Source organism: Acinetobacter sp. MF4642 (assembly GCF_002018925.1).
Classification (GTDB): Bacteria; Pseudomonadota; Gammaproteobacteria; order Pseudomonadales; family Moraxellaceae; genus Acinetobacter; species Acinetobacter johnsonii.
Window position 1 is genome coordinate 12,143 of the sequence record NZ_MVON01000021.1, and the last position, 26,546, is coordinate 38,688.

The window sequence follows — 26,546 nt, forward strand, 5'->3', positions numbered from 1 at the left end:
TTTAATTTAAATGGTTGGTTCTACAGGGATATTACTGTCTTCACACGCATGTAGAAAACAATGTGTAGACAATTGATCAGTGCTATAAATCATCGCCATCAGCTCATCAGGCAAATGCATACTCAACATAAATCCAAATACTTTGGCCAAATGCTGCGTATGTCCAAAGCTTTGTTTGGTATGAATGAAGTGATGCAATTCAATCCCACTTCGATCGAAAATTTGGTTAAGTTTTTTCATGGTTTGAATGTCTGTAATATCATCGAGCATCAGCACAAAAGGCTGAATATCTTTAAATTGTTCTAATTGCTTCATCGGTGGGGATTCAAAATGATTGGCAAGATTGGCCTCGTTTAGTGCAATCTTGAGTTGTTTTAAGGGTTTGATATCAAGTAATGGTAAAGAAGATGATGCTAAGCACCAACTAGAGGCATATTCAGCAGGCAAGTAATGGTCGGTTAACCATGTTTTTTCATCAAGCAGTTCTTGGTCAATTTCAGAATCTACATTCAGGATGAACGTGATTTCCTCTGACTGCTGAGAAATTTGCTCCAATAACAGCATCCAATCTTTATAGGCTGTTTCTTGACTGAAATAATGGTGCTCAAGATGAATTTGCTGCGTAATCACGCCTAATGAACTTAAATAATCCTGTACGACGCCACTGCTTTGTTCTTCATTCCAAGCATGTAACATCGATTCAGGCAGCAGCATATGTATATTGATACGGTTTAATTTAGCAACCTGCTGCACATCAGGTTGTTCCTCTGGTTCATTGCTATCATATTCACTCGTAGGATCAATCCATGCCGGATGCATACGATATTCATAGGCCAATTCACTGTCATAAAATAAAGCCGATTGCTTTAAATGCTGCGAGACTTGCCACAATGTTTCTGCATGTTGCTCTAGTTGATGCTCGATCAGAGCTTGAATTCGCAGATGGCGCGGATGATCAACGACTTCACCATCGTCCTGATTTGTAATGACATGATCTAGTGCATGTATGCGATAAGACAGCATCGGTAAGCCATAGGCATTTTGTAATTGCGTATCGAGCTCTGGGCTTTTATATTTTTTAATCTCGTCAAGAATCTCGTCATTTTCCCCAAAAGCACTATATGCAGACGAGGAATAAATATTCAGGTTCAACCACTGAACTTCAACAGCTTCAGCCTGTTGGTTGTCATCATCCTGATGCTGCTCTACTTGCGCTTGTTTTTGTTGCTCTTTGCGCTTTTGGTGGGCTTTAATGGCATGATAAATAAATACAGGAGACCATAAAATCACACACAGAATCAGTGGAAATAGAAGCAAATAATTGAGCAGGTCTGCCCCAGTTGGGTCATATTGAATATCTCGCCAATAAAAAATGACGATTCCTGCAACAAGCAACAACAAGCTGCTCAAAGTACCAATAAAGAGCTTAAGCATGCCCTATCCCCATCAATGTATAACAGGTTTCATGATTGTGTTCAGTTGGCATCGGCATTAAAAAAGCGCCTTGTGATAAACCAATGGTCATCGTTGAACTCAGCTGAATCGGTTGAATATCCTCTTTCCTCAGGATGATTCTTAAATCCACCCCAAGCGTTGGACTGAGCCAGCTTGCAAGTAATCGTTTAAGTTTTATACTCTCAGCTTGATCGGGTAAAAATTTTAAATACTCGGTGTATGAGACGGGGCCAACTTCTATTTCAATTTTTCCATCTATTTGACGGATATTTTCTCCACAAAAGGTATTAATGCCCAATTGATTATTACCACCCAGTGTGCTTCTTTGTTCAGGGGACAAATGAAAGACCTCTTCAACAAATTCTTTAATCTTAAAGGGTTGCTTAAACACACAACTCAGCATGGTTTTTAGCGCATGTGATGTATTATTTTGCCCCTGCATTAATCCAGCGAATTCAGCAAAATAATGATCTAAATCCTGCTGCTCATGTTGAGCACTCACATAGCCATTTAGTGCATGCAAAATATCGAGGTAATGGTTTTCTTGCTCAATCTCATAGCGAATCGGTAAATGGTAAGCTAAAGATGCATCCACATATTGCGCAGTGAGCTTGTGATTAAATAAACCTAAAAAATGAAGTGTTTCATTCCGTTGTATACGCGCACTTTGTTTAATTTTATTGGTATAGCTATACGGTAAGGTGCCCTGAATCCCAGTTAAACCAATCATTAAGTTGGTTAAGTGAATTTTTTCTTCGTCAAGGGTCAAACTCTCAATTTCTGCATTCGGAAAATTAAGATTCAGTGAACTATGAAACTTAAATTGCTTTGCCCAATCCCCTTCTTTTTGAGCATGGGGAGCCTCCGCATGACGTAGTAATCGCGTGGCCTGAATAAATTCAAAAGCGTTCGGTTGTTCAACCAGTACATCAACTATAGAAGTGTCTTGCCACCAACGTTCTGCACGCATTGGTATAACTCCTGTTGAGATTGAGCATCTGAAATAACAACATCGACAAAACTGTTCATCTGGACTTTTAGATTAAAGACATGCGACAACAACTGACTAAAAATATACAGGCTATGTCCTCGAAACACTTTCGAATCAATCCCTAGATTTACTTTCAACCCTCGTATAAAGAGTGGGAATGGTTTTGCATCCACCATCTTTTGCTTTAATTCAAAACTAACCGACTGAATCGCATTAATAATAAGGTGGTTTTCTTTGAGCTGAGGCAGGTTATACAGTTCAAGCAATTCCTGAATATGGCTTAAAGCATCGCCCTTGGTGAGAGATAAAGTATTTAATGATAAATGCGAAATGATCCGCCATTGCTCTTTTTTATTTTGTTCAAAGTAATAGGGTTTATTCGGTCTTTTTAAAACCACAGCTCGCCGTGCCAGACTACTATCATTCAAATTTAATATATTGTTGGCTTGGCTCAATGCCTCATGGGGTAAATCACGATTGGAGCATAATAATTGCGTACTGATAAAATCAGATTTGGTTGTTTCAGGCGATAAGTGTTTTGAAATAATACTATAACCGGTTTCAACATATTTATTTTGTAGCTGTGCCGAATTCAAACTATAAAAAAACTGAGTCTCATCCTTTTGATAATGACTCATCGCAAAGAATGGATAAATGTCAAAAGTAGTTTGATCTTTATTCGACTTTTCACGAATCATTTGCATTTTAGTAATCGAATAAGTTTGATAAAACTCAGGATGATGAGCATCGGTAATTAAAGGATATTCGAGTTGTTGATGATTAATTTTTTGAGGTTCAGCCTGTTTTTTAAATAAATTGATAACTGGTACTACATATAATTTAAAGTTTGCGATATTCAACTCGGAATAATTTCGAATATTGACCTGATCATTTAAATTTAATTTAAGATGAATTAAAATTTCAAACTGATTTTGCTCTTTTTCTAAATATTTTAACAAACCTAAGTTCATATTGAGGAAATTAAATTTTTCAGAAAAACAGAAATATTCCATCAATAGCCGATATGCATGATGTGTATGTTGATCTAAGGGCAACAAACTTTCATTTTCAGCAAAACCCATGATGCTAAACGGATTTGGGATATCGATGACGCGTTGACCAAACTTTAATGAAAAGCCTGTGCTCGACTGGAACACAGCATCCAAAACTTGTAATGGAAAATTGGATATCGCATCCAAATAAATAGGCAAATTTTCTTTTTCTAAAATTCGATGCGTCTGATTAAAAATATTAAACCCCAAGCTTAGCGTTGCATTTTGATTTAAATGCATATGTGCACTAGGGTTGGTTTTAAAATTGAGGTGACTCAGCTCAATGGGTAATAATTTTAGCTCTTGTGTCGTGCTAAATTCACACTGCACACCTTTAAAACTGCGTGATTTTATTGCGGTATTTTTAGGAATGAGATGAGCTTCAGTTAATTGTTTAGACTTATTTAAGTCCTCAAAACTGACCACAGTACATGCAGGAAATGGTTTTAGGTATTGAGGGAACATCACCTCAAACAAAGACCGGGTAAAGATGTCATAACTGTCCGCCAGCTTTTTATCAATTCTTGCTGCAATTAAAGAAAAAGACTGAATTAAGCGTTCAATATGTGGATCATCTACTTGCTCTTGGTTTAAGGATAAACGCTGAGCGATTTTTGGATATTTTTGCGAAAACTCACGGGACTGCTGCCCAAATTCTTGTAATTGTTTTTCGTAGTACGGTAATAATTCTTCAATCACAAATCAGCCCCATTAAGCTCTTGCAGAAATAACATATTGTTGTGTTGTCGGTTTGAGCAAAGCATCAAAAATCACGGGTTCATATAAAGGATGAATATTTAAATAGGCTTGAATACTCAAACACAAAGCCCCCATATTCTGTCCATCAAGCAACATTTCGACCTTAATTTGTTTAAGTCTCGGCTCATGCGCAGTAATAGACGCTGCAATCGATTGGCAAATTTTATCGCGATCGGTCGGATTCGCAGTCGATAATCCAACAAAATCAATGATTCCAAACTGAACAATCGACTTTTTTACCAGCGGAAAAGCATCAATAGAATCACTAAAATTGGCCATACGACTGTTCAACAAATCTTCTAAGTCGGTCGCGACGGATTCACGTAGCTCCTGAAGAGACATCCCCAATCGGTCCTGTTCAGTGGTCGGTAGTAATCGGTCAAATAGCGTTTTTCTAAACCCATAGGGATAAAGCTGATCTAAATTCATGTTGATTAAAATCATCTCGCATAAATAAAGGCCAACGATGGTTAGCCTTTATTTTTTCAGTTATTTTTATGCAGCGTATGATGCAGTATTGTTTGATAGAGACCATTTCTTGGTCACAGCACCTTTTTGTGTGCCATTAATATCTTGCTGGTTATATGTCCATTCCACAGCAGCATATTTCAAACCAAACCCTTCAAGCGGAACACCTTCCTCACTTACTGTTGGCGTAACACTTGAAACCAAAACATGCTTCAATTTAATTTGTAGATACTTGATGCGTTTATCGCCATTTGCGCGATAAAAATCAATTTGTACTTCATCAAAGGTATAACCAGCTGAACATGCTTCCCAAAGCTTTGGACTGGTTGCATCCAAATCTTTAACAAACAGCATGTCAGAATGTTCAACACGTTCCGCCGTATGGCCACCAACACTTGATGATGTTGCAGACTTTGGCTGACGAATATTGTGCGACCAAGAGTTCACCTCTAACCAGCCTTGGTGCTCTGTATCACGCGACTCGCCATCGACCTTATATTTACCTCTGAACTGTACGTATATGTCTTTCATTTGTAATCTTTTCCTATTCTAAAGTTATTATGTGTTGGCACTCAAATTAGTTTGAGGACTGAGGTAACTCAGTAACAAGTCGCAGTGATACTGACAACTCATCCAACTGGAAATGTGGTCTTAAGAAAACCACAGATTTGTAGTGCCCCGGTTGTGCTGGGTTCTCTACAACTTTGACAGATGCTTCACGCAGCGGATATTGCGCTTTCGCCTCTTGTGAAGCCCCGTCATCAAGCAAAATATATTGAGCCAACCACTCATTTAAAAATGTTTCAATGTTTCCAGCCGAAGCAAAGCTTCCGACTTTATCGCGCATCATAGCTTTTAAATAATGTGCAATACGTGAAACGGCCATAATGTACTGAATTTGACTGGATAAAGCAGAGTTCGCATTGGCAGAATCGCTATTATACTTTTTAGGTTTCTGTGTCGATTGCGCACCAAAAAATGCTGCATAATCTGTATTTTTACAATGCACTAAAGGAATAAAGCCAAGATCACTGAGCTCTTTTTCACGACGATCGGTGATGGCAATTTCAGTTGGACATTTAAAGACGACTTCACCATCACTGGTTTTAAAGGTATGAACAGGTAACCCTTCAACCAAGCCACCACCTTCAACACCACGAATGGCAGCACACCAACCATGCATATCAAAAGCATTGGTCAAACGCGTGCCAAAAGCGTAGGCTGCGTTCATCCATAAATATTCATCGTGATTTTGCCCAGAGACTTCTTCTACAAAATTAAAGCCTTCAGTCGCCGTACCTTCCTTAGGGTGATAAGGCAGACGGCCTAATACACGTGGCATTGTTAATGCAACATAGCGTGCATCATCACTTTCTCGGAAAGAACGCCACTGGACATATTCAGCAGTTTCAAAAATTTTAGATACTTCACGCGGACGGTCAATATCCGTAAAGGATTCCAACCCAAGGATGTTGGCATCTGCTGCAGAAATAAATGGTGCATGTGCAGCTGCAGCAACATGTGAAATTTGTTCCAGCAAATACATGTCTGAAGGGGTACGATCAAACTCAAAATCGCCAATTAATGTGGCATATGGTGCACCACCAAATGATCCATATTCTTCTTCATAGATCTTTTTAAACAATGTACTTTGATCAAAGTCCGTTGCGCCTTGAAAATCCTTGATTAATTCTTTCTTCGTTGTATTTAACATACGAATCTTAATCAATGGATTAGAGGGTGTTTCTTGGCAAAAGTAATATAAACCGCGCCATGTAGATTCAATTTTTTGAAACTGCTCATTATGGATAATTTTACTGAGCTGCATCGAAATGAGCGCATCAATTTCAGCAATACGCTTATCAATCGATAAAGTCATATTTTCTGAAACAGTAATCGTCCCAGCCATTACTTCTTTAGCGAGCTCGCCAATTAAACTTTTTGCTCGATCATGCTCTTCTTCATTTCGAGCGATTCGACTGCGTTCAACAATTGAATCCAAGAGCGTAAATTCTTCAGTAGTATCTTGAGCAACTGCAGCAGATTGGGCATTATTCATTTTCAGCCTCCACACTCATTTTGCGTACTTGATCTGTATTTTGCAGAACTTGATCAAGTAGATCTTCTAAGCGCTCATTATTCGAAATTTTGTTACGCAAATCAGTCAAACGTTCACGAGCCTCCACCAATTTTCTCAAAGGATCCACTTGCTGAACCACATTTTCAGGACGAAAATCTTCCATCGACTTAAACGTCAAATCAACAGACATACGCCCACCATCTTCAGTCAATGTATTTTCAACTTGATAGGCTGCACGTGGTGCTAAAGACTCCATGACTTCATCAATGTTTTCTAAATCAACATTAATAAATTTTTTGTCTTTGAGCTTGGTTTTTTCTATTTCAGATGCCGCCGAGAAATCACCTAAAACACCAACAACAAATGGTAATTCCTTGATTTCTTTAGCATCGCCAACTTCAACATCATAAGTCAGTTGCACCCGAGGTGGTCGAATACGCTGTAACTTTTTTTGGACGCTTTCACGTTTAGCCATATGAAAATCCTATTTTTTATTATTTCAAAAATGAAATTTTTTAAAGTGAATTGAAGGGATTTGTATTCGGTTTGCTCGCCACTTCAGTTGATTGTACTTTCTCAACTTTTTTGGGTTTTGCCACCTGAGCCGTTGTTTTCTTTGTGGTTTGTTTGGTTGAACTTGCGATTTTACGCGTGGTTTTTTTTGGTGCTTTGATTACCACGGCCTTTGCATCACTCGTATCTGGCGCAGGCAAAGAATTACGAACGAGATTAGACAAATCTTTTGCAGGTGGATAAGTTAAATCTGCAGATAAATAGCGCATTTCTTCTTGACGCATATGGTTTAGCGCCGTATTTGCAATCGAAACACCAGCTAAAAATCGAGTATCTGTTAATGATGTATGATTAATATTTCGCGCATTTAACTCTTCAACCAGTTGAAGTGCTTTATAACTTTTCCCGAGTTCTTGATAGCGGCTTGCAGCTTGAACCAATAATTTATTTTTTAGTTCATCATTTTTTTTATTTTTACTATCGCAAATCTGTGCATATAAACCCAGTAAATTGTGATCAGTTTCACCATTTACCAATGGGTAATCTTTAATACACTTATTTTTTAAACTAATACCCTCTTCTGCCGCTGCAAAAGCAAATGGTGTCACCGTTAATAAAACGAATGTAGGTAAAATTAAATAATATTTTTTCAAAACTTGCCTCAAACCTTTATGAATAAAAAATTAAAATTATTATCAGTAACTTCGATTTAAAATATACACACCCTAGGTAAATACTTTCTGCTTATATAATGCGCTTGGATTTAACAAAAATATGGCACCTAAAGTCAAGGGAAGAAATGTTACTCAAAAGTAACTATGTTTGCTTTTTGTAATATATCTTCTTTTTTATCTAAATTTCATTTGTGTATTATGATGGCATATATATAAAATACTCGCCAAATAGCATTTATAATGGCTTGTAAAATGCTAATTTATAAATAATTTTATATTTACACTAAAAACACAGATAGCCATTGGCATATTTGTCTTGTAAAAACTTTGCTATAAAGCATGACTGAGTTACATATGAATAACCTTAAAATATTAATTAAGAAGCTATCTAATCATGCGCGCGTTGCTCTAGAGAAGTCTGCAAATAGTTGTATTAATCAACAAAATTATGAAATCGAAATTGAGCATTTTTTTCTTGAATTATTAGAACAACAAGAGCCAAATGATCTCCACTTATTAGTTGAAAAATATAAAATTTCCCATGATTTTTTAGTTAAGGATTTACAACTCAGTCTTTCCCAGTTGCCTAAAGGAAATACTCGCACCCCGATATTTGCTCAATCCATTATTCGTTTATTGGAGCAAGCGTGGCTACTTGCTTCAGCCGAACAAAATCCTGTCATTCGAACAGGTCATATTTTGGTAGCACTTTTAACAGCACCAGATTTGCATCAAATGGCATTACGCGCTTCGAGCCAATTTGAACTGTTCCCGATCGATACAATGAAGCATAAATTTTTAGACCTATGCTCAAACAGTATCGAACAAGACGTTTTACAGGAAACAGCGCCAAGCGAAAGCACTGAGCCTGCACAGCATTTGGCTAAAAACAAAACTCCAGCACTTGATCAATATACAATTAACCTGACCCAAAAGGCACAAAATGGCCTTATCGACCCTGTTATCGGTCGTGAGTTTGAAATACGTTTAATGCTCGATATCCTAATGCGCCGACGCCAAAACAACCCCATATTAACTGGTGAACCGGGTGTAGGAAAAACGGCTGTCGTTGAAGGTTTGGCATTAAAAATTGTGAACAACCAAGTGCCTGATGCTTTAAAAAATGTTCAGCTGCATACGCTTGATATGGGACTATTACAAGCAGGTGCCAGCGTAAAAGGTGAATTTGAAAATCGCTTGAAACAAGTGATTCAAGAGGTTCAGTCTGCTACGCATCCTATAATTTTATTTATTGATGAAGCTCACACTTTGATTGGCGCAGGAGGTCAAGCAGGCCAAAATGATGCTGCCAATCTATTAAAACCCGCACTGGCTCGTGGTGAGTTACGTACCATTGCAGCAACCACATGGGCTGAATATAAACAATATTTTGAAAAAGATGCAGCGCTCAGTCGACGCTTTCAAGTCGTTAAAGTTGAAGAACCAACCGAAGATGTCGCCATCGATATGTTACGTGCCATGCTACCAGTCATGGCCAATCATTTTAATTTAAATATTGATGATGAAGCCATCGTCACAGCCGTACACTCTTCACATCGTTATATTAGTGGTCGTCAACTCCCAGACAAAGCAATTAGTGTACTGGATACAGCCGCAGCGCGTGTAGCACTCACTCAGAATGCACAACCTGTAAAGTTAGATCAGATACTTGCTCAACAACATAATCTCAAACTTGAATATGAGATTTTAGAAAATGAACATAAAAATTTACCGATTCATCATGAGCGCTTGCACGATTTGAAGCAAAAACTAGCACAGCTTGAGTGTGAAATTGAGTACACTCAAACGCAGTGGCAAAAAGAAAGAGCGCTTGTTGAACAGATAAAACAACGCCAACAAGATACAACTGTTAACAATGCTCAAAAAGAGATTGCTGTGCTTCGTGAAGAATTAAGCACTGTACAAGGTCAAAATCCCTTAGTGTTTGAGCGAGTTAATGCACAAATCATTAATGAAATTATTTCAGACTGGACCGGTATTCCTGTTGGCAATATGGTGAACGATGAAATAAAACAGATCCTCAGCCTAGAAAGCAAACTGGCTGAGCGTGTTATGGGGCAAGACTCTGCCCTACATCAACTGGTTCAGGGAATTAAAACATCTAAAGCAAAATTGGATGATCCCAATAAACCGCAAGGCGTATTCATGTTGGTAGGGCCAAGTGGCGTCGGTAAAACCGAAACCGCACTTGCGCTGGCGAGTGAGCTTTATGGTGGAGAATCCCACCTGATCACCATTAATATGTCTGAATATCAAGAAGCACATACCGTTTCTTCTTTAAAAGGTGCCCCACCAGGATATGTGGGATATGGTCAAGGTGGTGTGCTGACTGAAGCGGTTCGCCGCAATCCTTATAGTGTGGTTTTACTGGATGAAATTGAAAAAGCACACAATGATGTTCAAGAACTCTTTTATCAAGTTTTTGACAAAGGTACACTTGAGGATGGTGAAGGTCGAATCATCGACTTTAAAAATACCACCATTATTTTGACCTCAAATGTAGGTTCGAATGCCATTATGCAGGGGTGTTTGAATCAACCGATTGAGACATGGCCAACTGCGGAAAACTTAGCAGAGCAGTTAAAACCAAGTTTATATAAACAGTTTAAACCTGCTTTTTTAGGGCGCATGCGTATCGTTCCCTATTTCCCACTGCATGATGATTTACTGATTCAAATTATCCATCATAAAATCAAGAAAATAACCTCTCGCCTTGAGAAGCAGTACCAAACCAAAGTTCAATATTCAGAGGAACTGGTAGAACTGTTATTAAGTCGCTGTACGGAAGTCGATAGCGGCGCACGGAATGTTGATCACATTTTGAATGCCAGTATATTGCCAGCTTTAGCCACAGAGATATTGATAGCTTTGGCAGCAGACTATTTGCCTAAAGTCATTCAGATCGATGTCAAAGATGATGAAATTACTTATGTTTTAGACCCTGTCGAAAAGACCACGGCTAAAAAGAAACGACATCCTGCTAAAAATAAAGCGAATCAAGTTTAATAGAATATATAGAGTGTAAAATTATGAGCTTAGAAATCGAGCCTTTATTGTCTCCTATCTCAAGCGATCAACCATGTGGACAAGACTTGTCTTTTTCCAATGAATTCCACGCTATCAAAATTGCAAAAACTCAGGATGATCCACTACTCGATCAAGGCGACTGGCTCGCTGAACCTAAGCAAGCAGACTGGCATTTCGTTGAACAAAAATCTATCGAGATTCTCACGGGAAAATCGAAGGATTTACGCTTATTGGGCTGGTTACTTGAAGCGTGGTCAAATTTATACGGATTCGAAGGCACAGCAAAAGCCCTAGAGCTTATGCACCTGACGCTAAGTGAATATTGGACACAACTTCATCCCGAAATTGAAGAAGACGATTTAGATCAACGTCTAGGTTTATTACAAGGTTCAATTAATCATTTGATTCCACTGATTAAACAAGTCGCTATCGTGAATGTTCCTGCATTTTCACTCAGTGATTATGACGCCTTACTGAGACAAAAAAACCATTTGTTGAAACAAGTAGAAAGTTATACAGATGATGCCAATAGCTCACAGATTTTGGAACAGTTTGAGCAGAGCTTGTTCAATACATCAAAATCATTTCAATATCAGAACTATCAACATTTTTCGGCAATTCTGGCTGAATGGTCAATTTTGAAAAATGTGTTAGATACCTTAATGGGCTTAGACGCACCAAGCTTTGCTGCGATTGATACTCAGCTTGAAAATATCCACACCAGTTTAAAAAAGCTCTACAAAACCGATGTTTTTACTCAGCCTGTAAGGGCGACACAAACGTCTGAGTCTTCTGCTGCCGCAACGATAACCACACAGGCGCTTTCCTTTACCCAGCACAAAGAACAAGAGATTGACATGAACACCGTTCATCCATCCAAAGGCTTTCAGGTTCAACCGCAAAATCACTTGGCAAACCGTGAACAAGCCATGCTGGTATTACAAGAAATTTCTGACTATTTCCAAGCCAATGAACCACATAGTCCCGTAAGCTATATGTTACAAAAAACCATCAAGTGGAGTCAGATGCCTCTACATGAGTGGTTAAATCAAGTCATTAAAAACGAAAATCCACTGCATAACGTCCAAGAACTACTGGGCGTACCACAAGCAAATGAATCAAACGATTGGTAATCTAAATGTTTAAAGCAGAAAAAATACTTTGGGGTGAAGGTCTATTTTTACGTCCTCAACATTTTCAATTACAAGATGCGTATCATGAACAACGTCTGAATCATACCATTCGTTCCACAATTCCATTTGCCTATGGCATTCAAAATATTCAATTTGATGAGGCCCAGTTACACACACATATCTTGGCCCTCGAAAGTATTAGTATGATTTGGCAAGATGGTGAAATTTATCAAGCGCCGACACGTGATTTACTGCCAGAGCCAGTGTTATTAGATGAACTGAATTTACGTGGCGAAATCTTGGTTTATTTGGCTTTGCCGATTGTACAAGCCAATAAGAAAAATGTGAGCGCTGAAAATAGTGCGCAGTTCGGTCGCTATCATTCTTATCTAACCTCAACTCATGATTTATTTACAGATGCTACTGCGGCAGATATCACCTTATTGCGCCGCCGTGCAGAGTTTCGCTTGTTAGAGGTCAACGCAGAACCGAATCAAGAGCTTGATGGTTTTTTATATTTAGCTTTAGCAAAAATTAAACGTCAAAGCTCAGGCCAATTTGAATTTGATCGTCATTTTATTCCGCCTATCTTGCATATTGAATCTTCTGAAAATCTTATTTCGAGTTTGAAACGCAGTTTAAATGTCATCAAAGCTAAAATTAAAACCATTCAAAGCAATAATCGAGAAAACGAGCAAAAACTGATTGAGTTTCGCTCTGGTGACATTGTGTCATTTTGGCTGGTCAATGCACTCAATACAGCACACGCGACGTTGAATCATTTATTGCAATACCCGCATATCCATCCAGAGCGACTGTTTTTTGAATTATTACGTTTAACAGGCTCATTACTGACCTTCTCAACGGCTCATGAGGTTGATCATTTACCTCGCTATCAACACCATAATTTACAAGAAAGTTTTAGCCAGCTCGATGTTATTCTACGTGAGTTATTAGATACGATTATTTCAAACCGCTACATCAGCATCCAATTGAAAGAAACACGACCATCCTATTGGTTAGGCAGTTTAGAGTCAGACAAAATTACTCGAGATTCAAGGCTTTACTTGGCTGTTTCTAGCAGCATGATGCAAAGTCACGAACTAATTCAATTGGTTCCGTTACGATTTAAAGTCGGCAATACCGTAGATGTGGAACAACGCGTCATCGCCGCACTCCCTGCAGTTCCTTTACATCATTTAATGCAAGTTCCAACCGCTATTCCAGTGCGATCTGGTGTGAGTTACTTTGAAATTGAACCGAATAATGACTTATACCAACGCATGTTGGATGCCGAGTCAATTTGTATTTATATTCCAGCAGGTTTCCAAGATATTGCTGTTGAATTGATTGCTGTGATGAATGGCTAAGGAAATGAATCATGAATAATGCCCCTTCACTTTTTGATGATGGACAAATTGGAACTGGTTCAATTTCTCAGCCCATGACCGCCAAAGCCACCAGTACAACCAACTTGGTCGACTTACTTCATGACGGGTTTTATATTGTATTTTTATTGAAAAACAAATATATACCGAGTAGTGCAACTGAATTTCGCGAAAAAATCATTACCCTACTCAACCGTTTTGAAAACCAAGCCAGAAAATTACAATTTTCATCAGATGACATTCAAGATGCTAAATATGCTTACTGTGCATTATTAGATGAAACCATTGTGACTCAGCAAGATGCACAATTTTTCGAGCTACAAAATAGTTGGTTAATCAGTCCCTTACAGCTTAGTTTATTTGGCTCGCAACTTGCGGGTTATCGTTTTTTCGAAATTTTAGAAGAGTTACGCCGTAAAGGAAATAGTCGATTAGCCGCACTTGAAGTTTATCATTACTGCATGCTTCTGGGTTTTCATGGTAGATACCGTATTGAGTCTATAGAAAATTTAAACCATTTGGTCGCACGTGTGGGCGATGAAATTGACTATTTGAAGGGGAAAAAGGCAGCCTTTTCTCCCTTTGCATCGCTCCCCGATCAAATTAAACATATGATTCACCGTGAGCTTCCTTTTTACTGGATTTTACTTTTTCTAATCGTATTCGCACTCTTATCCTTTGCGGGCTTGCGCTATATGTTATCAAAGCAAAGTACGAATTCTTTAGCCACATATGAAAATGTCATTTCTACGCCAACAGAACAGGCACATATTACTATTCATTTACCCTAAGAACTAACTCCATGGCTCATGAAAAACGGACTTCAGTCAAAATTTTGACGTCTACAAAAAAGAAAAATATTTCACCTATGCTCTATGCGTTTGGTGGTTTTTTGAGCGGTGTCGTATTGATGGCCACTCTTGGTTTTACTTACTTTTTTACACAACAAAAAAATGATTCAATACAGGTTAGTCAAAATTCTAGCGTCGATGTCGCTGAACCCTCAGTTGATAATGAAGCCCCGACTCAGGAACCCGAAGCTATTTTTGAAGCGACTAAAGTCGTCCCTTCTAAAAGTGTTCAACCTTCAAATGTAACTGAGCCGCCTTCTGATTTTCCTCAACCCAAAGAAGATGAATTAAGCAAAGCTTTTCTTCGTCCAACCGAAACAGTTGCTGCACCATCGATGAAGAGTGCTAGTCCGCAGCCCTTACCAAAAGAAAATAAGAAACAAAACTCGTCAACGCAAAGTTCGGCCGCACCGAAAGATAAAAATCACGACAAAGTAACCAAAGCAGAACAGGCTGTGGAAAAATCCGAAGAATCTCCCACAGGTAGTGTACAAACCAAAATTACAACTCGTACCGTCGAAGCCCCAATGCCAGCTACTATCAGACTATGATTTATGCTCTTTTTTCGCTTTTTCTAATCCTGGCACTAGGACTAGGTTTGGCACTGTCCTACGAACTCAGAGCAAAATTTGCTGGCTTTTTTGTCGGGTTAATTCCTCAAGGAAAAAAAAGATTTCAATCCGCTCGTCATTTTGCACAGCATATAAATCATGCTGCTGCGCCCGAGCAATTGCAATCGCATTGGCATATTCAACAGTGGTGGATATTGGTTGCGGGTCTATTCTTATTTGCTAGCATCTTAATGTTTGCTTTTACCAGTCCAGTCACACCCACTAAAATCGAAGCGGATTATTTAAGACAATCGGATCCACAAATTTATGCCCTACTTGATGGACAAATTTTGTCTCCACCACCAGAGGTCGAAGAATCCTTAGTTGCTGCGGCCATAGTTGAAGCAAGTATGCTTGAGCAAGCGGATCTTAATAATAATTCTATTCAAGCCAGTGCTTTGAATTACGACCCAAGTATTCAGGATGTACATTCAACTCATTCACATGACAATTTAGCAACGGCTGATCGTAAGTGGCACAAAATGAACCCACGCTATAAACAACGTTTACTGATGGTATTTAAAATAATGCGTGAGCAGCATGGATATGAACTGGTTTTACTGGAAGGCTATCGTAGCCCGCAGCGTCAAAATTCTTTAGCCAGCAATAAAAATACGACTTTGGCGCGTGGTTACCAAAGTTACCACCAATTTGGATTGGCGGCGGATGTCGCATTTAAGCGGGATGGAAAAGTCGTTATTTCTGAACGAGATCCATGGGCGATGCGTGGCTATCAGCTCTATGGTGAAGTTGCAGAATCTGTAGGTTTAACCTGGGGCGGGCGTTGGAAGTCGATCCAAGACTATGGCCATACCGAATTTCGAATGCCTAATTTAAAGAAAACTGCGGAAATGGCTGAAAAGCTGACCTCTGAAGGACAACTTTCAGCTGCGAATTTGAGTTAATCAGGTTGAAGGCTGACTCAAATATTGAGTGATGATTTGCAAAACTTGCGCAGTTTTCTCTGCATGTAACCAGTGTCCAGCATCTGCCACCGTCTGAATCTGGGCTTGAGAAAACTGCGATTGGATAGCTTCTATATATTCTGGCTTTGCTACATAAGGTGAGTTTCCACCACGTATAAACAATGCAGACTTATGCCATGTTTCTATATTTTCCCATGACAGAATTTGGGCATAGTTCTCATATAGTGCATCTACATTAAACAACCACTTCCCTTTGCTAAAAGACTTCAAGAGAAACTGAATAACCATTTCTTCTTTGAGATATTCACACATGATTTCAATGGCTTGCTGACGTGTCTGAATATCTGCTTTTTGTACTGCAAAGAGCGCTTTGAAAATCTGCTCATGATGATTTTCTTTATAAGCAATAGGCGTAATATCCAATACCACCAGTTGATCTAGTCGATCTCCTGCGAGTTCGGTCACTTTCATCACCAGCTTCCCCCCCATCGAATGCCCGATCAAAGAAAAGTATTCGATGTTGAGTTCATCTAAAGTTTCAATTAGATCAGCTGCCATAACCTCATAATTCATCACATTTGAATGTGACGATAACCCATGATTACGTACATCTACCTGTAATACATGGTGGCTTGAATAAAACTCCCGTGCCAACATCCCTAAATTGCTTAAACTGCCAAATAAACCATGGACAAAGACCAATGTTTTTGTAGGCGGCTGCTCATTTTGATGAAATTGATGATTTAGGATCATATGAAACTTACTTTATTTGATTGCTATAGATATTGAATTTTTAATGGAAATAAATCAAATGACTTTTTATATTGAGCTCAATTTTGCTTAGGCTATTTTGAGTAAAATATTTGCTTAGGCTAAATTTAAAGGCATGATGTACATATCTGTTTAATATCAGATTAGATTTTTGAATCAGATTTTATGCAAGTGAAAAGATGCCGAATGCCTTAAGTCTTGCTACTTTTCTATTTTAAAAATAATTCAGCGGAATTTTTAAGTAAGAAATACCATTGTCTTCTGGTTGAGGGAACTTGCCTGCAAACATATTGATTTGAATCGCTGGCAATATCAGTTTTGGCATGCTTAACGTTGCATCACGGCGATTTCGCATCTCGACAAAATCGCCCCTTTGCGTTGTAGTATTGATATGAATGTTTTCATGCTTTTGCGAATAAACCGATGTCTCATATTTGTATTGATCACGACTTTCGGGTAAGTAATCATGGCATAAGAACATCCGCGTTTGATCTGGCAATGTGTACAAAGTCTTCACTGAATCAAATAAAGCCGCCGCACTCCCCTTTGGAAAATCACAACGTGCCGTCCCATAGTCAGGCATAAACAACGTGTCCCCGACAAAAACAGCATCACCAATGACATAACTGAGACACGCAGGTGTATGCCCTGGTGTCGGAATATTATATGCTTTTATGTTACCTATCAAAAATGTCTCATGATCTGCAAAAAGATAATCAAATGACTGCGTAGCGTTTAAACTTTTAATATCTAAGTGATAAATTTCACCAAAAGTTTGTTGTACGATCTCGATCTTATGACTAATTGCAATTTTTCCACCTAGTTTTTGCTTTAAATACTGTGCAGCACTTAAATGATCTGCATGCACATGTGTTTCTAAAATCCAGTCTACGCTTAGGCTATTTTCCTGAATATAAGCAATGATTAAATCGGCCTGCTCTGTTTTGGTCGTTGCCGATGCTGCATCATAGTCCAATACACTATCAATCACGGCGCAGCGCTGAGTGTCGGGATCACTCACCACATAACTAAACGTGTTGCTCGCTGTATCAAAAAATGCTTTTACTTGAGCAATTTGCATCATGGCATTTTCTCCATTACTTTACGATGTAGCAGTACACCAACGAACATCGCAATTATAAAATAGATCGCTTGATAATAACCCAGTCCAATCAAAGTAAAGCTCGGCGCAGGACAAATTCCCGCAATTCCCCAGCCTATACCAAATAGCAGACTTCCGAAGATCAGTTTTCTGTCGATTTTCGTATTTTTAGGAAGTTGTATGGCTTCACCATAAACCGTTTTTGGATCTGGCTGACGTACAGCTTTTTGAAAAGGAATAAATGCAACCGCAATTGCACCCATCATCACAAAAGCTAAACTGGCATCCCAGTGCCCAAAAATATCTAAAAAGCCAATCACCTTCGCAGGATTCGACATTCCTGAAAGCATGAGCCCAATTGAAAATAATCCACCCCAAATGAATGCCCAAACATTTTTCATTTTTAGATTGCTCCAAGCATATGACGGACAACATACACAGTGATAAAGCCTGCGAACATAAAACCCATTGTAGCGATGATTGAACGTTTGGATAAACGACTGATACCACAAATACCATGCCCGCTGGTACATCCAGAACCTAATCGCGTTCCAAAACCTACCAATACGCCCGCAATGATTAACATGAGAGGTGTAGCTTCAATATAGATTTGTGGCTGAACAAAAGAGGCACATATAAACGGAACAATAAACAGTCCCAATAAGAACCACAGTGCAGGCGTATTTATAATCCCTTTTAAATTTAAAACTTGAGAGACCAGACCACTGATTCCTGCAATTCGTCCATTGGTATATAAATATCCAACGGCGGAGATGCCGAGTAATATTCCACCTATAAAAGACCACGCAAAATCATGCATTGGTAAGCACCCTAAAACAATATATATTTTCATAATATATTTAATTAAAAAATAATCAAGCCCCCTTTGTATCTATCGATGCTATGCACGTCTATGACCACTGTTTACGGGGCCTTGCATCTAGATTTAGATATTTGAATGGTTACTATCTGTTCGTTCTCGAAGCTTTTAGTCTTTTAGATAACACCTTAAAGCATTTCTTTTACATAGTTATTCTTCACAATAACGTAAAAAGCTTGAATATATCCCCGAGAGATTTTGTATTCAGGCCTTTTTTAGATTAGAAATACTTAACTTCTCTCGTTTTATTTCATTGTAGTTTTCATTTAAAGAAACTGAATAGAATTAGGGCACATCTCTACATCATGAGTATTATTCTGGGTTTATAAAACACATTCGCGACTTTTGAATATTTTTTTATGCGGGCAGACACATGAAAAGTGATGAAATAGCCAGCTCTTTTTCTGAGCAGATTATTGGAATTCTGATAATACGCGCTCTGCAAACCATATTGGGAGCTTAGACACGGCGGCATTCATCTTTAGGGTTTCAGCTACTTCTATTTCTGCAAGAAAAGACGCTTGTATACCGTCAGAAGAGTTATCAAACAAGTAAGCACGATCACAGCACTCTATGGCTTGCATGAGCAGATCCATACTACGGTAGTAACGTTCAATAATTTTCTGCTCAGGAACAGGATGGCCACCCACACTGACACGATACTTGACTCGGGCAATATTGATTTGTGGGTCTACTGTTGAGACATAATATAGATAGGTTTTATAACCCTGACGTTTCGCTTCTCGGAGAAACTCAACTTTAGAGATATGTGACATGACCGTCTCAAAAGTAAAACTGACTTTTAAGCGCAGAAACTCAAGCCGGATATAGTCAATAATGCGTGCACAGAGATAAGAATCAATTTCTTCGGTTTTAAACTCGATCTTCCATTCATCTAGCACAATTGGTTCATGCGCAAGTAAGTCCACGAACTGTCCCGCTTGAGGACGCTTCTTACTTTTTAGAAAAGTGACCAACTCTGAAGCTTTTAAGGAAGGATGATAATGCAATAAATCAATGCGTTGACTCTGTCTTAAGTTTTGTTCCAGTTCATCTGCATTTAAATATGCCCCAATATGTTGGGGCAAGAGGTAATCTTTAACAGTGCTTTTACCAGAACCATTCGGCCCTGCAAACATTCTTATTCTAGGTTGTCGAGGTGGCATATCAATCTATACGGTTGCGTGTTTCTTTTTACGTGTCAGTGTCGGTAAAACGCCTACATCGACATAAGCATGACTTAAGTCTTGTAAAACAGTTTCATTGCCATGAATATCGCGTTCAACCAACTGCTCAGCTTTTGCATAAACTACAGACGAACGAGTGGTTGCTTTTTGAAAAGCATCATGAAAAGCATGAATGGCAAGTTTAGGAATCATATCATCCTCATATTTGCCTACTTTAATGTCGGTATAAGCTGCCATACACCAACTCCTACTCAAACGATGGTTGATTTTTATTTATCTTAACACAATCGAGGACATTGTCTATTTATACAGCATCCTGAAACAATAAATTAGATCTTAATCTCTACACTCATTCCATGCTGTCTTATTCGGTTACTTTACTTTTTAATCGTTTCGTATCTTCAACTTTTAAAGCTTTAGCCGTTGGGCAGAAGGCACTTTCATTCATCCCTGCATCGGTCAGGCTTTTTTCTTGCTGATCAAGATAACGGTTGGCCACCATCAGCATCACTGAAGCGGTACTTAACTCAATATTGGCTTTAGATAGCGCAGCAATTTGATGATATGCATCCATACGCTGACAAAATGCGGTTTTCATTTCTGTTGCAGTTGCTTGGTTATCTTTTGAATCTAGAACAGTTTTAGTCGAATTCACCGTTGCGGTATATTCAGCCATTTTCTGGTCATATTGCGCCTGAGTCAGTTTTATTGTTTCTGCATAACTCTGGGTTGATAGAAGCGATAATAAAAATAACGAAAAACTAAGCAACGTCCATGTCTGTTTTTTCATATCTTAAGACTCATCGCCTTCTTTCCAAACGTCTTCATAGTCATCACCATCAATCATAAAACGGTAACCTTCACTTAGAGCCAAGTACGGAAGTACATCGGGCAAGATATCTTGTAACTCACGTACAGTCATGGTTGTAAAAAAGTCTTGTCCTTCACCCAATTCACCACCATAGATAAACCAAGCGACATTCTCTTCAGTTTCTGGTTTTTTACGTAAACCAACAATGGGTTCTTGATTCAAAGTATGCACAGCAACAGCAACGACATCATCACCTTTTACTTCAACATAAGCCGAGTCAAATTCTTCACACAGTAGTTTCTGTTCTGCAATCAATTCATTCAATGCAGATTGTTGTGACTTTTGTGCCATGCGATGCTGCCCCCTTTTGAGCGTCAATCTATCGATAGCGCATTTTAAAACATATTTAGGTCAAAGGCTGTTTTTATTTAAACAATTAGCACACAGGTGAACACTCAATATCACTACAAATTTGGCATCCATTTTGCTTAACAGTATTACGTTTTATAAAAAAAGTAATATCGGGGCTAAGCAACTATGGGTTATGTCGCACGAGAACTCAGTCCTCAAAGCAAAATATTGCTGGGCTTTGGATCATTTCTAATACCAATCCTCATTTGGTGTGCTGTGAGTTATTTGCCCTTTATTTGGCACCCTCAGGTACAAATCACCAACTCTGGCAGTGTCTCTTTTTTACAAGTCGGTAGCCGTATAGACAAAAGTGTGTTCTATGCAGAAGCGCAAAATGCTGTCAATACAGGCACTGAACCGCCGCAAGGTAATTTGGTCAATCCCATTTATTTACCAGCACCTCATCAAGTTGCGACAGCCTTAGTGACGGCATTTACTACACCACCAGCTCAAGCCGATGCACCATGGTTTCATCAAAGTCTTTGGCACAGTATCAAGATTGTATTTAGTGCTTTCTTTATTGCATCACTCGTTGGTATTCCATTGGGGATTTTATGTGGTTTTTCCAACAAAATTTCCCAGCTCACTGAACCCTTTGTTGAGTTCTTTCGCTACTTACCTGCGCCTGCCTTTGGTGCACTGGCTGTTGCAATATTAGGCATTAATGATGCACCAAAAATTGCCATCATCGTGATTGGGACGCTGTTTCAGCAAATTCTGATTATTGCCAATACTACGCGTATGGTGGACCGCGGGCTGATTGAAGCGGGTTATACCCTAGGGACGAATAAAGTAAAAAGTCTGTTTCACGTGGTCATTCCAGCGGCGTTACCCGATATTTACCGTGATTTACGTGTTTTGCTGGGCTGGGCGTGGACCTACTTGATTGTCTCTGAGTTGATTGGCACCACCACAGGGATCACTTGGTTTATTACCCAGCAAGCACGCTACCAGAACTTTGACAATGTCTATGCTGCGATTTTAATTATTGGGGTGATTGGCTTGGTCTGTGATGTGATTTTAATGAAACTCGGACAACATCTGTTTAAATGGAAAGCGGGAGCAAAATAATGATAACTACAGATATAAGAACGCCAGAATTCAATGCTCGTCAGTATTTTGATCACATTTATCAACGTCCTGTCATTTTAGAGGCCAAACAACTTAGTCAAGTTTTTCAGCATGGTAAAAACTCACGCACGATTTTAAATCAGCTCAATTTGAAAATTCATAAGCGAGAGTTTATTTGTGTGATTGGCCCGTCTGGTTGTGGAAAATCGACCTTTAGTCGTGTTGTTGCGGGTCTAGACCCATATAGCAGTGGCGAATTACTAGTAGATGGACAGCCCATTTCAGGCCCTAGCCCAGAGCGAGGCATGGTGTTTCAAGGCTATACCTTATTTCCTTGGAAATCGGTTAAAGAAAATGTGATGTTTGGTCCACTGATGAAAGGTGCAAGTCATGCCTCAGCCGAAGCGGCTGCACGAGAATGGATCAATATTATTGGCTTAGAGAAGTATGAAAACCAATATCCGCATCAACTGTCTGGCGGGATGAAGCAACGTGTTGCGATTGCCCGTGCTTTAGTCAATGAACCGAAAATTTTACTGATGGACGAACCTTTCGGTGCGCTTGACCCGCATACCCGTCAAAAAATGCAAAAACACCTAATGGACTTATGGCAAAACATTGATATCACCATCATTTTTGTAACCCATGATATGGATGAGGCTATTTTACTGGCTGATCGTATCGTAGCCCTTAAAGCCAATCCTGGAGAAATTAAAGAAATTATTGAGGTGGATTTACCCCGCCCACGAAGCGCTGAACTGATGTCCAGCCCTGCCTTTAAGCAACTTCGAGAGCGAGTCGATTTCTTAGTACATACACAAGAAGAAGAGCTTGACCCAGCACTGGAAGATTTACCCAAAATTCCACGTATGACCCAAGTCAGTACGCACAAGTAACTCATTGATCTAGCCTGAGGGACGACCCTTAGGTTTTATGCACTGTTGGACGGCCAACGCGAGGATTTTACCATGCAAGATAAATATGTCCTTCCACTGGTGGATATCAGCCTTTTAAATAGCCCAAATCTAGATGAGCGTATGCAAGTTGCTCAAGCGCTTGATCAGGCCTGCAAAGAAGTTGGTTTTCTCTACCTCAAAGGTGATCAATTTCAACCTACATTATTTGCACAGTTATGTGACATCGCGGAGCACTATTTTGCCCAAGATGAAGCACTCAAAATGCAAAACTATATTGGCAAATCGGTCAACCATAGTGGCTATGTGCCTATAGGTGAGGAACAGTTTTCGAGTAACAGCTACGATTTAAAAGAATCTTATGATGTGAATTATGACTATCAAGGGTCTGCATTAAATTATCCCTTACTAGGGCCGACACAATGGCCAGATGATCTCGCATTTAAACTCAATGTCTCACAGTACTATCAGCACTTAAAAGCCATTGGTTATCAACTATTTCGCTGTTTTGCACTGGCTTTAGAGCAAAAAGAAGACTTTTTTGATGTGCATATTCAACATGCACCCAGCCAGTTACGCCTCATTCACTATCCATATAACCCTCAAGCAACAGATGCAGAAGGCATCGGGGCGCATACCGACTATGAGTGCTTTACTTTATTACTGCCGACAGCACCCGGTTTACAAGTCCTCACTAAGCAAGGTGAGTGGATTGATATTCCCCTACTTGAAAATACCTTGGTGATGAATATTGGTGACATGATGGAAATATTGTCCAATGGCAAATATTTAGCCACCAAACATCGGGTCAAAAAAGTCCAACAAGAACGCTACTCCTTCCCTTTATTTTTTTCTTGTGACTATGACTATGTCATCCAACCGATTAATACAAATGAGCCACCTAAATATGCGCCACTGGCAGGTGGAGAACATTTGTTTAATCAAACGGCTCAAACCTTTTATTATTTAAAACAACGTGTAGCCAGTGGTGAACTGGTCTTAAAGAACGCCGAACCGCTTTATTCTTTTGGTCTGACTGAGTCACACATGGAGTACACTCCATGAATTTATTCGAAACTTTAAGTCAGTTAAAACCTATCACAGCTGCTTCAGGCAGTGTACCAACCTATTTAATGGGCGCATTTCGACGTAAAAGTATTAGCTTTTACAATGGTTTGACAGATGAAAATACGATTGTGTATTGGTTTCAGTCCAAGAGCTTCACCATTGACCTACGTCTCAAATCTGTAATAGATACACCTATCGTAGAGCGTCAAGCATGGGTCGGTTATACGCATTGGGATGCACAAAATGCATCACTGTCATGGGAGCTAAGTAGTAATTATCAGAACCATACCCAGTGGCCTGAGCCTGCAACCCTGCATAGCATTGGCAATTGTATTTTGGAGTTCTCACCCAGTAATGGCTATGTTGAAGACTGGCGTCAACAAGCCAGTACGGGTTTATTTTTAGGACTACGCTTAGTCAAAGCCGTACATGTTGCCACGCAGCAAGACATTTTGCTCGATGGCGGTCTCATCATCTGCGGTGAGCATATGGCATATGCACAGTCACGTTTACCCCAAATTCAACAGAATATAGACGCGTTAGGGGTTCTTTCTTATGTGGAGCAAAGTCCTTCTGACTTAAATCAAATTGAAAGCTATGAAGTATCGGTTTCAACTCAGGATCAGCTCATTCAATATTCAAGCTGCACCCAAATGGCTCAACAACAACTCATCCTAGATGGTTTTGAAGTCGTTGATGTTGAAACCCTCATACAGCGTAAATTGATCGGTGGCGAAGCATATCAGTTGGTGTTTGTCGTGGATGTGTATGAACCTGAATACACTTTTCAAAATATAACATCTACCACGGCGGACAGTCAGCATTGGCTGAAACAAGAACAACATCACCTCATGCATCATGCAACTGTGGTTGCGTAAGGGAGCTTTTAATAAGCTATGGCTTTTCTCTATTTATTGATCGCCGTGATTGCAGAAGTCCTCGCGACTTCTGCATTAAAAGCGACCAATGGTTTCACTGCACCTTTACCTATTGTTTTAACTATTGTTGGTTATGCAATTGCACTCTTTTTCTTAGGTCTAACATTTAAATCCATCCCTATGGGGCTAGCTTACGCACTGTGGTCAGGTGCGGGCATTATTCTTATTTCTACAGTCGGTTGGATTTACTTTAAACAGCAGCTCGACTTTGCTGCGGTTGTTGGTTTAAGTTTTATGATTATCGGCATCGTGATTATTCATGTGTTTTCTAAAAGTACGCATTTATAAATACATGCCTTAAAATCTACTCTTTATTTAACATTAGATCTTTCTTTGCTTTTTAAACACACTCATACAAAAAAGCCCAAGTTAACTTGGGCTTTTAGTTTCTACGAAATCTTACTTTAACTCTTCAACCAAAGCTGGATAAATTGCACCATCAACATCCATTTCTGTTTTATAAATACCATTTTCAACGTTGAATTTGTTTACGTGGTAGCTTGAGCCATAAATCGAGTCAAAACCTGAACCTTTTTTAAAGACGGTTTTATTGGCTGTCAAATCGAGTAAATGCGTCCCGCCAATAAATTGTTCATATTGTTTCGGATCGACGCCAACACGGTTAGACATAATTTTCACGGCGTCTTCATGTGTTGCAGGGTCATTAATATATTTGACTGTTTTATCCCACACTTGGATCATCTTTTTCCAATCTTCTTTATTGGCAGAAAGATGGCTCATATTTACAGTCAGCGTGTCATAAATTAAACCTGGCTTATCTTTAGAACTATAAATAATTTTAGACCCTGCAACAGACTTCAACGCTTGATTGGCTACAGGTTGCCAGACCGCAATTGCAGCAATATCTGGACTGGCAAAAACTTGTGGAAGCTCATTGGTCATAGAATTAACCAATTTAATGTCATTGGTCTTAATTTTTGCATCTGTCAGTGCTGTACTTAGCAATAGATGGTCAACCAAGCCTTTTTCAGTAGCAATACTTTTGCCTTTTAAATCAGCAATGCTGTTAATTCCATCTTTTGCGATAATCACGTCATTACCTGCGGAATAGTCTGTCGCCATAATCATGACACCTTGAGTGCCCCCAGAGGCTGTGACTAGATTATCTCCATTGGTCACCAGTACTGCATCTAGCTGATTGGCTGCAAAAGCAGAAAGTGATGATGAATAATCAAACCATTTAAACTCAACATTCAACCCTGCTTCTTTGAGCCAACCTTTTTCAATTGCCACTTGCCATGCAACAAAACCCGGCCAATCACTGTAGCCAATCGTGATGTTTTTGGTGCCTGTGCTCTCAGATGCACTGTTTTTTGTTTCAGGAATTTTGGCGGTGTTATCACAACCTGCCAATAAAATAGTCGAAACAATAGAGACTGATAAGAACGCTTTTTTAATCATGATGCAATTTTCCCGATGCTGT

28 protein-coding genes are annotated in these 26,546 nt (G+C 39.2%); 11 read left to right on the forward strand and 17 right to left on the reverse strand.

All coding sequences use genetic code 11. The features are described 5' to 3' along the window. Nucleotides 1-6 precede the first annotated feature (6 nt). From MF4642_RS11640 to MF4642_RS11675, 8 genes are all read right to left on the reverse strand, one after another. A complete protein-coding gene (locus MF4642_RS11640) occupies nucleotides 7-1,434 on the reverse strand; it encodes a hypothetical protein (RefSeq protein ID WP_004693090.1) in 1,428 nt (475 codons plus the stop codon). Next, complete coding sequence (gene tssG, locus MF4642_RS11645) at nucleotides 1,427-2,425, reverse strand: type VI secretion system baseplate subunit TssG (RefSeq protein ID WP_004693089.1); 999 nt, start codon at nucleotides 2,423-2,425, stop codon at nucleotides 1,427-1,429. The genes MF4642_RS11640 and tssG overlap by 8 nt, the downstream gene beginning before the upstream one ends. Beyond that, on the reverse strand, nucleotides 2,389-4,197 hold the full coding sequence (tssF, locus tag MF4642_RS11650; protein ID WP_078426322.1) for a type VI secretion system baseplate subunit TssF: 1,809 nt from the start codon (nucleotides 4,195-4,197) through the stop codon (nucleotides 2,389-2,391). The genes tssG and tssF overlap by 37 nt, the downstream gene beginning before the upstream one ends. A 12-nt stretch (nucleotides 4,198-4,209) precedes the next feature. Beyond that, the gene (tssE, locus tag MF4642_RS11655; protein ID WP_078426345.1) at nucleotides 4,210-4,686 is read right to left on the reverse strand and encodes a type VI secretion system baseplate subunit TssE; all 477 of its coding nucleotides are present in this window, start codon (nucleotides 4,684-4,686) and stop codon (nucleotides 4,210-4,212) included. A gap of 66 nt (nucleotides 4,687-4,752) precedes the next feature. Further along, nucleotides 4,753-5,256, reverse strand: a complete 504-nt coding sequence (locus MF4642_RS11660; RefSeq protein WP_004693082.1) for an Hcp family type VI secretion system effector — start codon at nucleotides 5,254-5,256, stop codon at nucleotides 4,753-4,755. Nucleotides 5,257-5,302: 46 nt separating this feature from the next. Next, the gene (gene tssC / locus MF4642_RS11665) at nucleotides 5,303-6,784 is read right to left on the reverse strand and encodes a type VI secretion system contractile sheath large subunit (protein WP_078426323.1); all 1,482 of its coding nucleotides are present in this window, start codon (nucleotides 6,782-6,784) and stop codon (nucleotides 5,303-5,305) included. Further along, nucleotides 6,777-7,280: a type VI secretion system contractile sheath small subunit gene (tssB, locus tag MF4642_RS11670; RefSeq protein ID WP_005399429.1), complete on the reverse strand. Its 504-nt coding sequence runs from the start codon at nucleotides 7,278-7,280 to the stop codon at nucleotides 6,777-6,779. Before tssB ends, tssC begins: the two co-directional genes overlap by 8 nt. A 40-nt stretch (nucleotides 7,281-7,320) precedes the next feature. Then, the gene (locus MF4642_RS11675; protein ID WP_078426324.1) at nucleotides 7,321-7,971 is read right to left on the reverse strand and encodes a hypothetical protein; all 651 of its coding nucleotides are present in this window, start codon (nucleotides 7,969-7,971) and stop codon (nucleotides 7,321-7,323) included. 360 nt (nucleotides 7,972-8,331) lie between these two features. Here MF4642_RS11675 and tssH point away from each other — a divergent pair, with 360 nt between their 5' ends. The 6 genes from tssH to MF4642_RS11705 are packed head-to-tail and all read left to right on the forward strand — an operon-like array spanning nucleotide 8,332 to nucleotide 15,928. Beyond that, nucleotides 8,332-11,019 (forward strand): type VI secretion system ATPase TssH, encoded by a 2,688-nt coding sequence (gene tssH / locus MF4642_RS11680; protein ID WP_413772809.1) that lies wholly within the window; start codon nucleotides 8,332-8,334, stop codon nucleotides 11,017-11,019. A gap of 23 nt (nucleotides 11,020-11,042) precedes the next feature. Beyond that, entirely contained in the window at nucleotides 11,043-12,173 is a 1,131-nt protein-coding gene (tssA, locus tag MF4642_RS11685; protein WP_078426325.1) for a type VI secretion system protein TssA, read from the forward strand. 5 nt (nucleotides 12,174-12,178) lie between these two features. After that, nucleotides 12,179-13,543, forward strand: coding sequence for a type VI secretion system baseplate subunit TssK (gene tssK, locus MF4642_RS11690; protein WP_078389292.1), 1,365 nt, complete (start codon nucleotides 12,179-12,181; stop codon nucleotides 13,541-13,543). A gap of 11 nt (nucleotides 13,544-13,554) precedes the next feature. Then, nucleotides 13,555-14,352, forward strand: a complete 798-nt coding sequence (icmH, locus tag MF4642_RS11695) for a type IVB secretion system protein IcmH/DotU (protein WP_078426326.1) — start codon at nucleotides 13,555-13,557, stop codon at nucleotides 14,350-14,352. 11 nt (nucleotides 14,353-14,363) lie between these two features. After that, a complete protein-coding gene (locus MF4642_RS11700) occupies nucleotides 14,364-14,963 on the forward strand; it encodes a hypothetical protein (RefSeq protein ID WP_078389290.1) in 600 nt (199 codons plus the stop codon). After that, nucleotides 14,960-15,928 carry a M15 family metallopeptidase gene (locus MF4642_RS11705; protein WP_004979568.1) on the forward strand — a complete coding sequence of 323 codons (969 nt, stop codon included), beginning with the start codon at nucleotides 14,960-14,962 and terminating at the stop codon, nucleotides 15,926-15,928. Before MF4642_RS11700 ends, MF4642_RS11705 begins: the two co-directional genes overlap by 4 nt. On the opposite strand, the gene MF4642_RS11710 is transcribed toward MF4642_RS11705, so the two are convergent. The 8 genes from MF4642_RS11710 to MF4642_RS11745 form a co-directional block, all read right to left on the reverse strand. Further along, on the reverse strand, nucleotides 15,929-16,702 hold the full coding sequence (locus tag MF4642_RS11710) for an alpha/beta fold hydrolase (protein ID WP_078426327.1): 774 nt from the start codon (nucleotides 16,700-16,702) through the stop codon (nucleotides 15,929-15,931). Between the two features lie 232 nt (nucleotides 16,703-16,934). Then, nucleotides 16,935-17,804 (reverse strand): MBL fold metallo-hydrolase, encoded by an 870-nt coding sequence (locus MF4642_RS11715; RefSeq protein WP_078426328.1) that lies wholly within the window; start codon nucleotides 17,802-17,804, stop codon nucleotides 16,935-16,937. After that, nucleotides 17,801-18,223, reverse strand: coding sequence for a DUF6691 family protein (locus MF4642_RS11720; RefSeq protein WP_078426329.1), 423 nt, complete (start codon nucleotides 18,221-18,223; stop codon nucleotides 17,801-17,803). The genes MF4642_RS11715 and MF4642_RS11720 overlap by 4 nt, the downstream gene beginning before the upstream one ends. 2 nt (nucleotides 18,224-18,225) lie before the next feature. Next, nucleotides 18,226-18,642, reverse strand: coding sequence for a YeeE/YedE family protein (locus tag MF4642_RS11725; protein WP_078426330.1), 417 nt, complete (start codon nucleotides 18,640-18,642; stop codon nucleotides 18,226-18,228). A 473-nt stretch (nucleotides 18,643-19,115) separates the two neighbouring features. Then, the gene (locus MF4642_RS11730; protein WP_078426331.1) at nucleotides 19,116-19,841 is read right to left on the reverse strand and encodes a zeta toxin; all 726 of its coding nucleotides are present in this window, start codon (nucleotides 19,839-19,841) and stop codon (nucleotides 19,116-19,118) included. A gap of 33 nt (nucleotides 19,842-19,874) precedes the next feature. Continuing rightward, nucleotides 19,875-20,126, reverse strand: coding sequence for a hypothetical protein (locus MF4642_RS11735; protein ID WP_004693049.1), 252 nt, complete (start codon nucleotides 20,124-20,126; stop codon nucleotides 19,875-19,877). Nucleotides 20,127-20,253: 127 nt separating this feature from the next. Further along, nucleotides 20,254-20,679 carry a hypothetical protein gene (locus MF4642_RS11740; protein ID WP_078389282.1) on the reverse strand — a complete coding sequence of 142 codons (426 nt, stop codon included), beginning with the start codon at nucleotides 20,677-20,679 and terminating at the stop codon, nucleotides 20,254-20,256. 3 nt (nucleotides 20,680-20,682) lie between these two features. Beyond that, on the reverse strand, nucleotides 20,683-21,051 hold the full coding sequence (locus MF4642_RS11745) for a hypothetical protein (protein ID WP_004693046.1): 369 nt from the start codon (nucleotides 21,049-21,051) through the stop codon (nucleotides 20,683-20,685). 186 nt (nucleotides 21,052-21,237) lie between these two features. Between MF4642_RS11745 and MF4642_RS11750 the strand changes: the two genes are divergently transcribed. From MF4642_RS11750 to MF4642_RS11770, 5 genes are all read left to right on the forward strand, one after another. Then, the gene (locus tag MF4642_RS11750) at nucleotides 21,238-22,182 is read left to right on the forward strand and encodes an ABC transporter permease (protein WP_078426332.1); all 945 of its coding nucleotides are present in this window, start codon (nucleotides 21,238-21,240) and stop codon (nucleotides 22,180-22,182) included. Next, nucleotides 22,182-23,078 (forward strand): ABC transporter ATP-binding protein, encoded by an 897-nt coding sequence (locus MF4642_RS11755; RefSeq protein WP_078426333.1) that lies wholly within the window; start codon nucleotides 22,182-22,184, stop codon nucleotides 23,076-23,078. The genes MF4642_RS11750 and MF4642_RS11755 overlap by 1 nt, the downstream gene beginning before the upstream one ends. Before the next feature lie 72 nt (nucleotides 23,079-23,150). After that, nucleotides 23,151-24,161 carry an isopenicillin N synthase family dioxygenase gene (locus MF4642_RS11760; protein ID WP_078426334.1) on the forward strand — a complete coding sequence of 337 codons (1,011 nt, stop codon included), beginning with the start codon at nucleotides 23,151-23,153 and terminating at the stop codon, nucleotides 24,159-24,161. Further along, a complete protein-coding gene (locus tag MF4642_RS11765) occupies nucleotides 24,158-25,042 on the forward strand; it encodes a hypothetical protein (protein WP_078426335.1) in 885 nt (294 codons plus the stop codon). Before MF4642_RS11760 ends, MF4642_RS11765 begins: the two co-directional genes overlap by 4 nt. An 18-nt stretch (nucleotides 25,043-25,060) precedes the next feature. Continuing rightward, complete coding sequence (locus MF4642_RS11770) at nucleotides 25,061-25,390, forward strand: DMT family transporter (protein WP_004979541.1); 330 nt, start codon at nucleotides 25,061-25,063, stop codon at nucleotides 25,388-25,390. Nucleotides 25,391-25,501: 111 nt separating this feature from the next. Here MF4642_RS11770 and MF4642_RS11775 read toward each other — a convergent pair whose 3' ends face one another. Then, nucleotides 25,502-26,524, reverse strand: coding sequence for an ABC transporter substrate-binding protein (locus MF4642_RS11775; RefSeq protein ID WP_078426336.1), 1,023 nt, complete (start codon nucleotides 26,522-26,524; stop codon nucleotides 25,502-25,504). Nucleotides 26,525-26,546: the final 22 nt, after the last annotated feature.

Excerpts from the sequence above, each read along its gene's own strand:
- MF4642_RS11640 (WP_004693090.1), bottom strand. The coding sequence starts at position 1,434 with ATGCTTAAGCTCTTTATTGGTACTTTGAGCAGCTTGTTGTTGCTTGTT.
- tssG (WP_004693089.1), bottom strand. The coding sequence starts at position 2,425 with ATGCGTGCAGAACGTTGGTGGCAAGACACTTCTATAGTTGATGTACTG.
- tssE (WP_078426345.1), bottom strand. The coding sequence starts at position 4,686 with ATGAATTTAGATCAGCTTTATCCCTATGGGTTTAGAAAAACGCTATTT.
- MF4642_RS11660 (WP_004693082.1), bottom strand. The coding sequence starts at position 5,256 with ATGAAAGACATATACGTACAGTTCAGAGGTAAATATAAGGTCGATGGC.
- tssC (WP_078426323.1), bottom strand. The coding sequence starts at position 6,784 with ATGAATAATGCCCAATCTGCTGCAGTTGCTCAAGATACTACTGAAGAA.
- tssB (WP_005399429.1), bottom strand. The coding sequence starts at position 7,280 with ATGGCTAAACGTGAAAGCGTCCAAAAAAAGTTACAGCGTATTCGACCA.
- tssH (WP_413772809.1), top strand. The coding sequence starts at position 8,332 with ATGACTGAGTTACATATGAATAACCTTAAAATATTAATTAAGAAGCTA.
- tssA (WP_078426325.1), top strand. The coding sequence starts at position 11,043 with ATGAGCTTAGAAATCGAGCCTTTATTGTCTCCTATCTCAAGCGATCAA.
- tssK (WP_078389292.1), top strand. The coding sequence starts at position 12,179 with ATGTTTAAAGCAGAAAAAATACTTTGGGGTGAAGGTCTATTTTTACGT.
- icmH (WP_078426326.1), top strand. The coding sequence starts at position 13,555 with ATGAATAATGCCCCTTCACTTTTTGATGATGGACAAATTGGAACTGGT.
- MF4642_RS11700 (WP_078389290.1), top strand. The coding sequence starts at position 14,364 with ATGGCTCATGAAAAACGGACTTCAGTCAAAATTTTGACGTCTACAAAA.
- MF4642_RS11705 (WP_004979568.1), top strand. The coding sequence starts at position 14,960 with ATGATTTATGCTCTTTTTTCGCTTTTTCTAATCCTGGCACTAGGACTA.
- MF4642_RS11710 (WP_078426327.1), bottom strand. The coding sequence starts at position 16,702 with ATGATCCTAAATCATCAATTTCATCAAAATGAGCAGCCGCCTACAAAA.
- MF4642_RS11715 (WP_078426328.1), bottom strand. The coding sequence starts at position 17,804 with ATGATGCAAATTGCTCAAGTAAAAGCATTTTTTGATACAGCGAGCAAC.
- MF4642_RS11720 (WP_078426329.1), bottom strand. The coding sequence starts at position 18,223 with ATGAAAAATGTTTGGGCATTCATTTGGGGTGGATTATTTTCAATTGGG.
- MF4642_RS11725 (WP_078426330.1), bottom strand. The coding sequence starts at position 18,642 with ATGCATGATTTTGCGTGGTCTTTTATAGGTGGAATATTACTCGGCATC.
- MF4642_RS11730 (WP_078426331.1), bottom strand. The coding sequence starts at position 19,841 with ATGTTTGCAGGGCCGAATGGTTCTGGTAAAAGCACTGTTAAAGATTAC.
- MF4642_RS11735 (WP_004693049.1), bottom strand. The coding sequence starts at position 20,126 with ATGGCAGCTTATACCGACATTAAAGTAGGCAAATATGAGGATGATATG.
- MF4642_RS11740 (WP_078389282.1), bottom strand. The coding sequence starts at position 20,679 with ATGAAAAAACAGACATGGACGTTGCTTAGTTTTTCGTTATTTTTATTA.
- MF4642_RS11745 (WP_004693046.1), bottom strand. The coding sequence starts at position 21,051 with ATGGCACAAAAGTCACAACAATCTGCATTGAATGAATTGATTGCAGAA.
- MF4642_RS11750 (WP_078426332.1), top strand. The coding sequence starts at position 21,238 with ATGGGTTATGTCGCACGAGAACTCAGTCCTCAAAGCAAAATATTGCTG.
- MF4642_RS11755 (WP_078426333.1), top strand. The coding sequence starts at position 22,182 with ATGATAACTACAGATATAAGAACGCCAGAATTCAATGCTCGTCAGTAT.
- MF4642_RS11760 (WP_078426334.1), top strand. The coding sequence starts at position 23,151 with ATGCAAGATAAATATGTCCTTCCACTGGTGGATATCAGCCTTTTAAAT.
- MF4642_RS11765 (WP_078426335.1), top strand. The coding sequence starts at position 24,158 with ATGAATTTATTCGAAACTTTAAGTCAGTTAAAACCTATCACAGCTGCT.
- MF4642_RS11770 (WP_004979541.1), top strand. The coding sequence starts at position 25,061 with ATGGCTTTTCTCTATTTATTGATCGCCGTGATTGCAGAAGTCCTCGCG.
- MF4642_RS11775 (WP_078426336.1), bottom strand. The coding sequence starts at position 26,524 with ATGATTAAAAAAGCGTTCTTATCAGTCTCTATTGTTTCGACTATTTTA.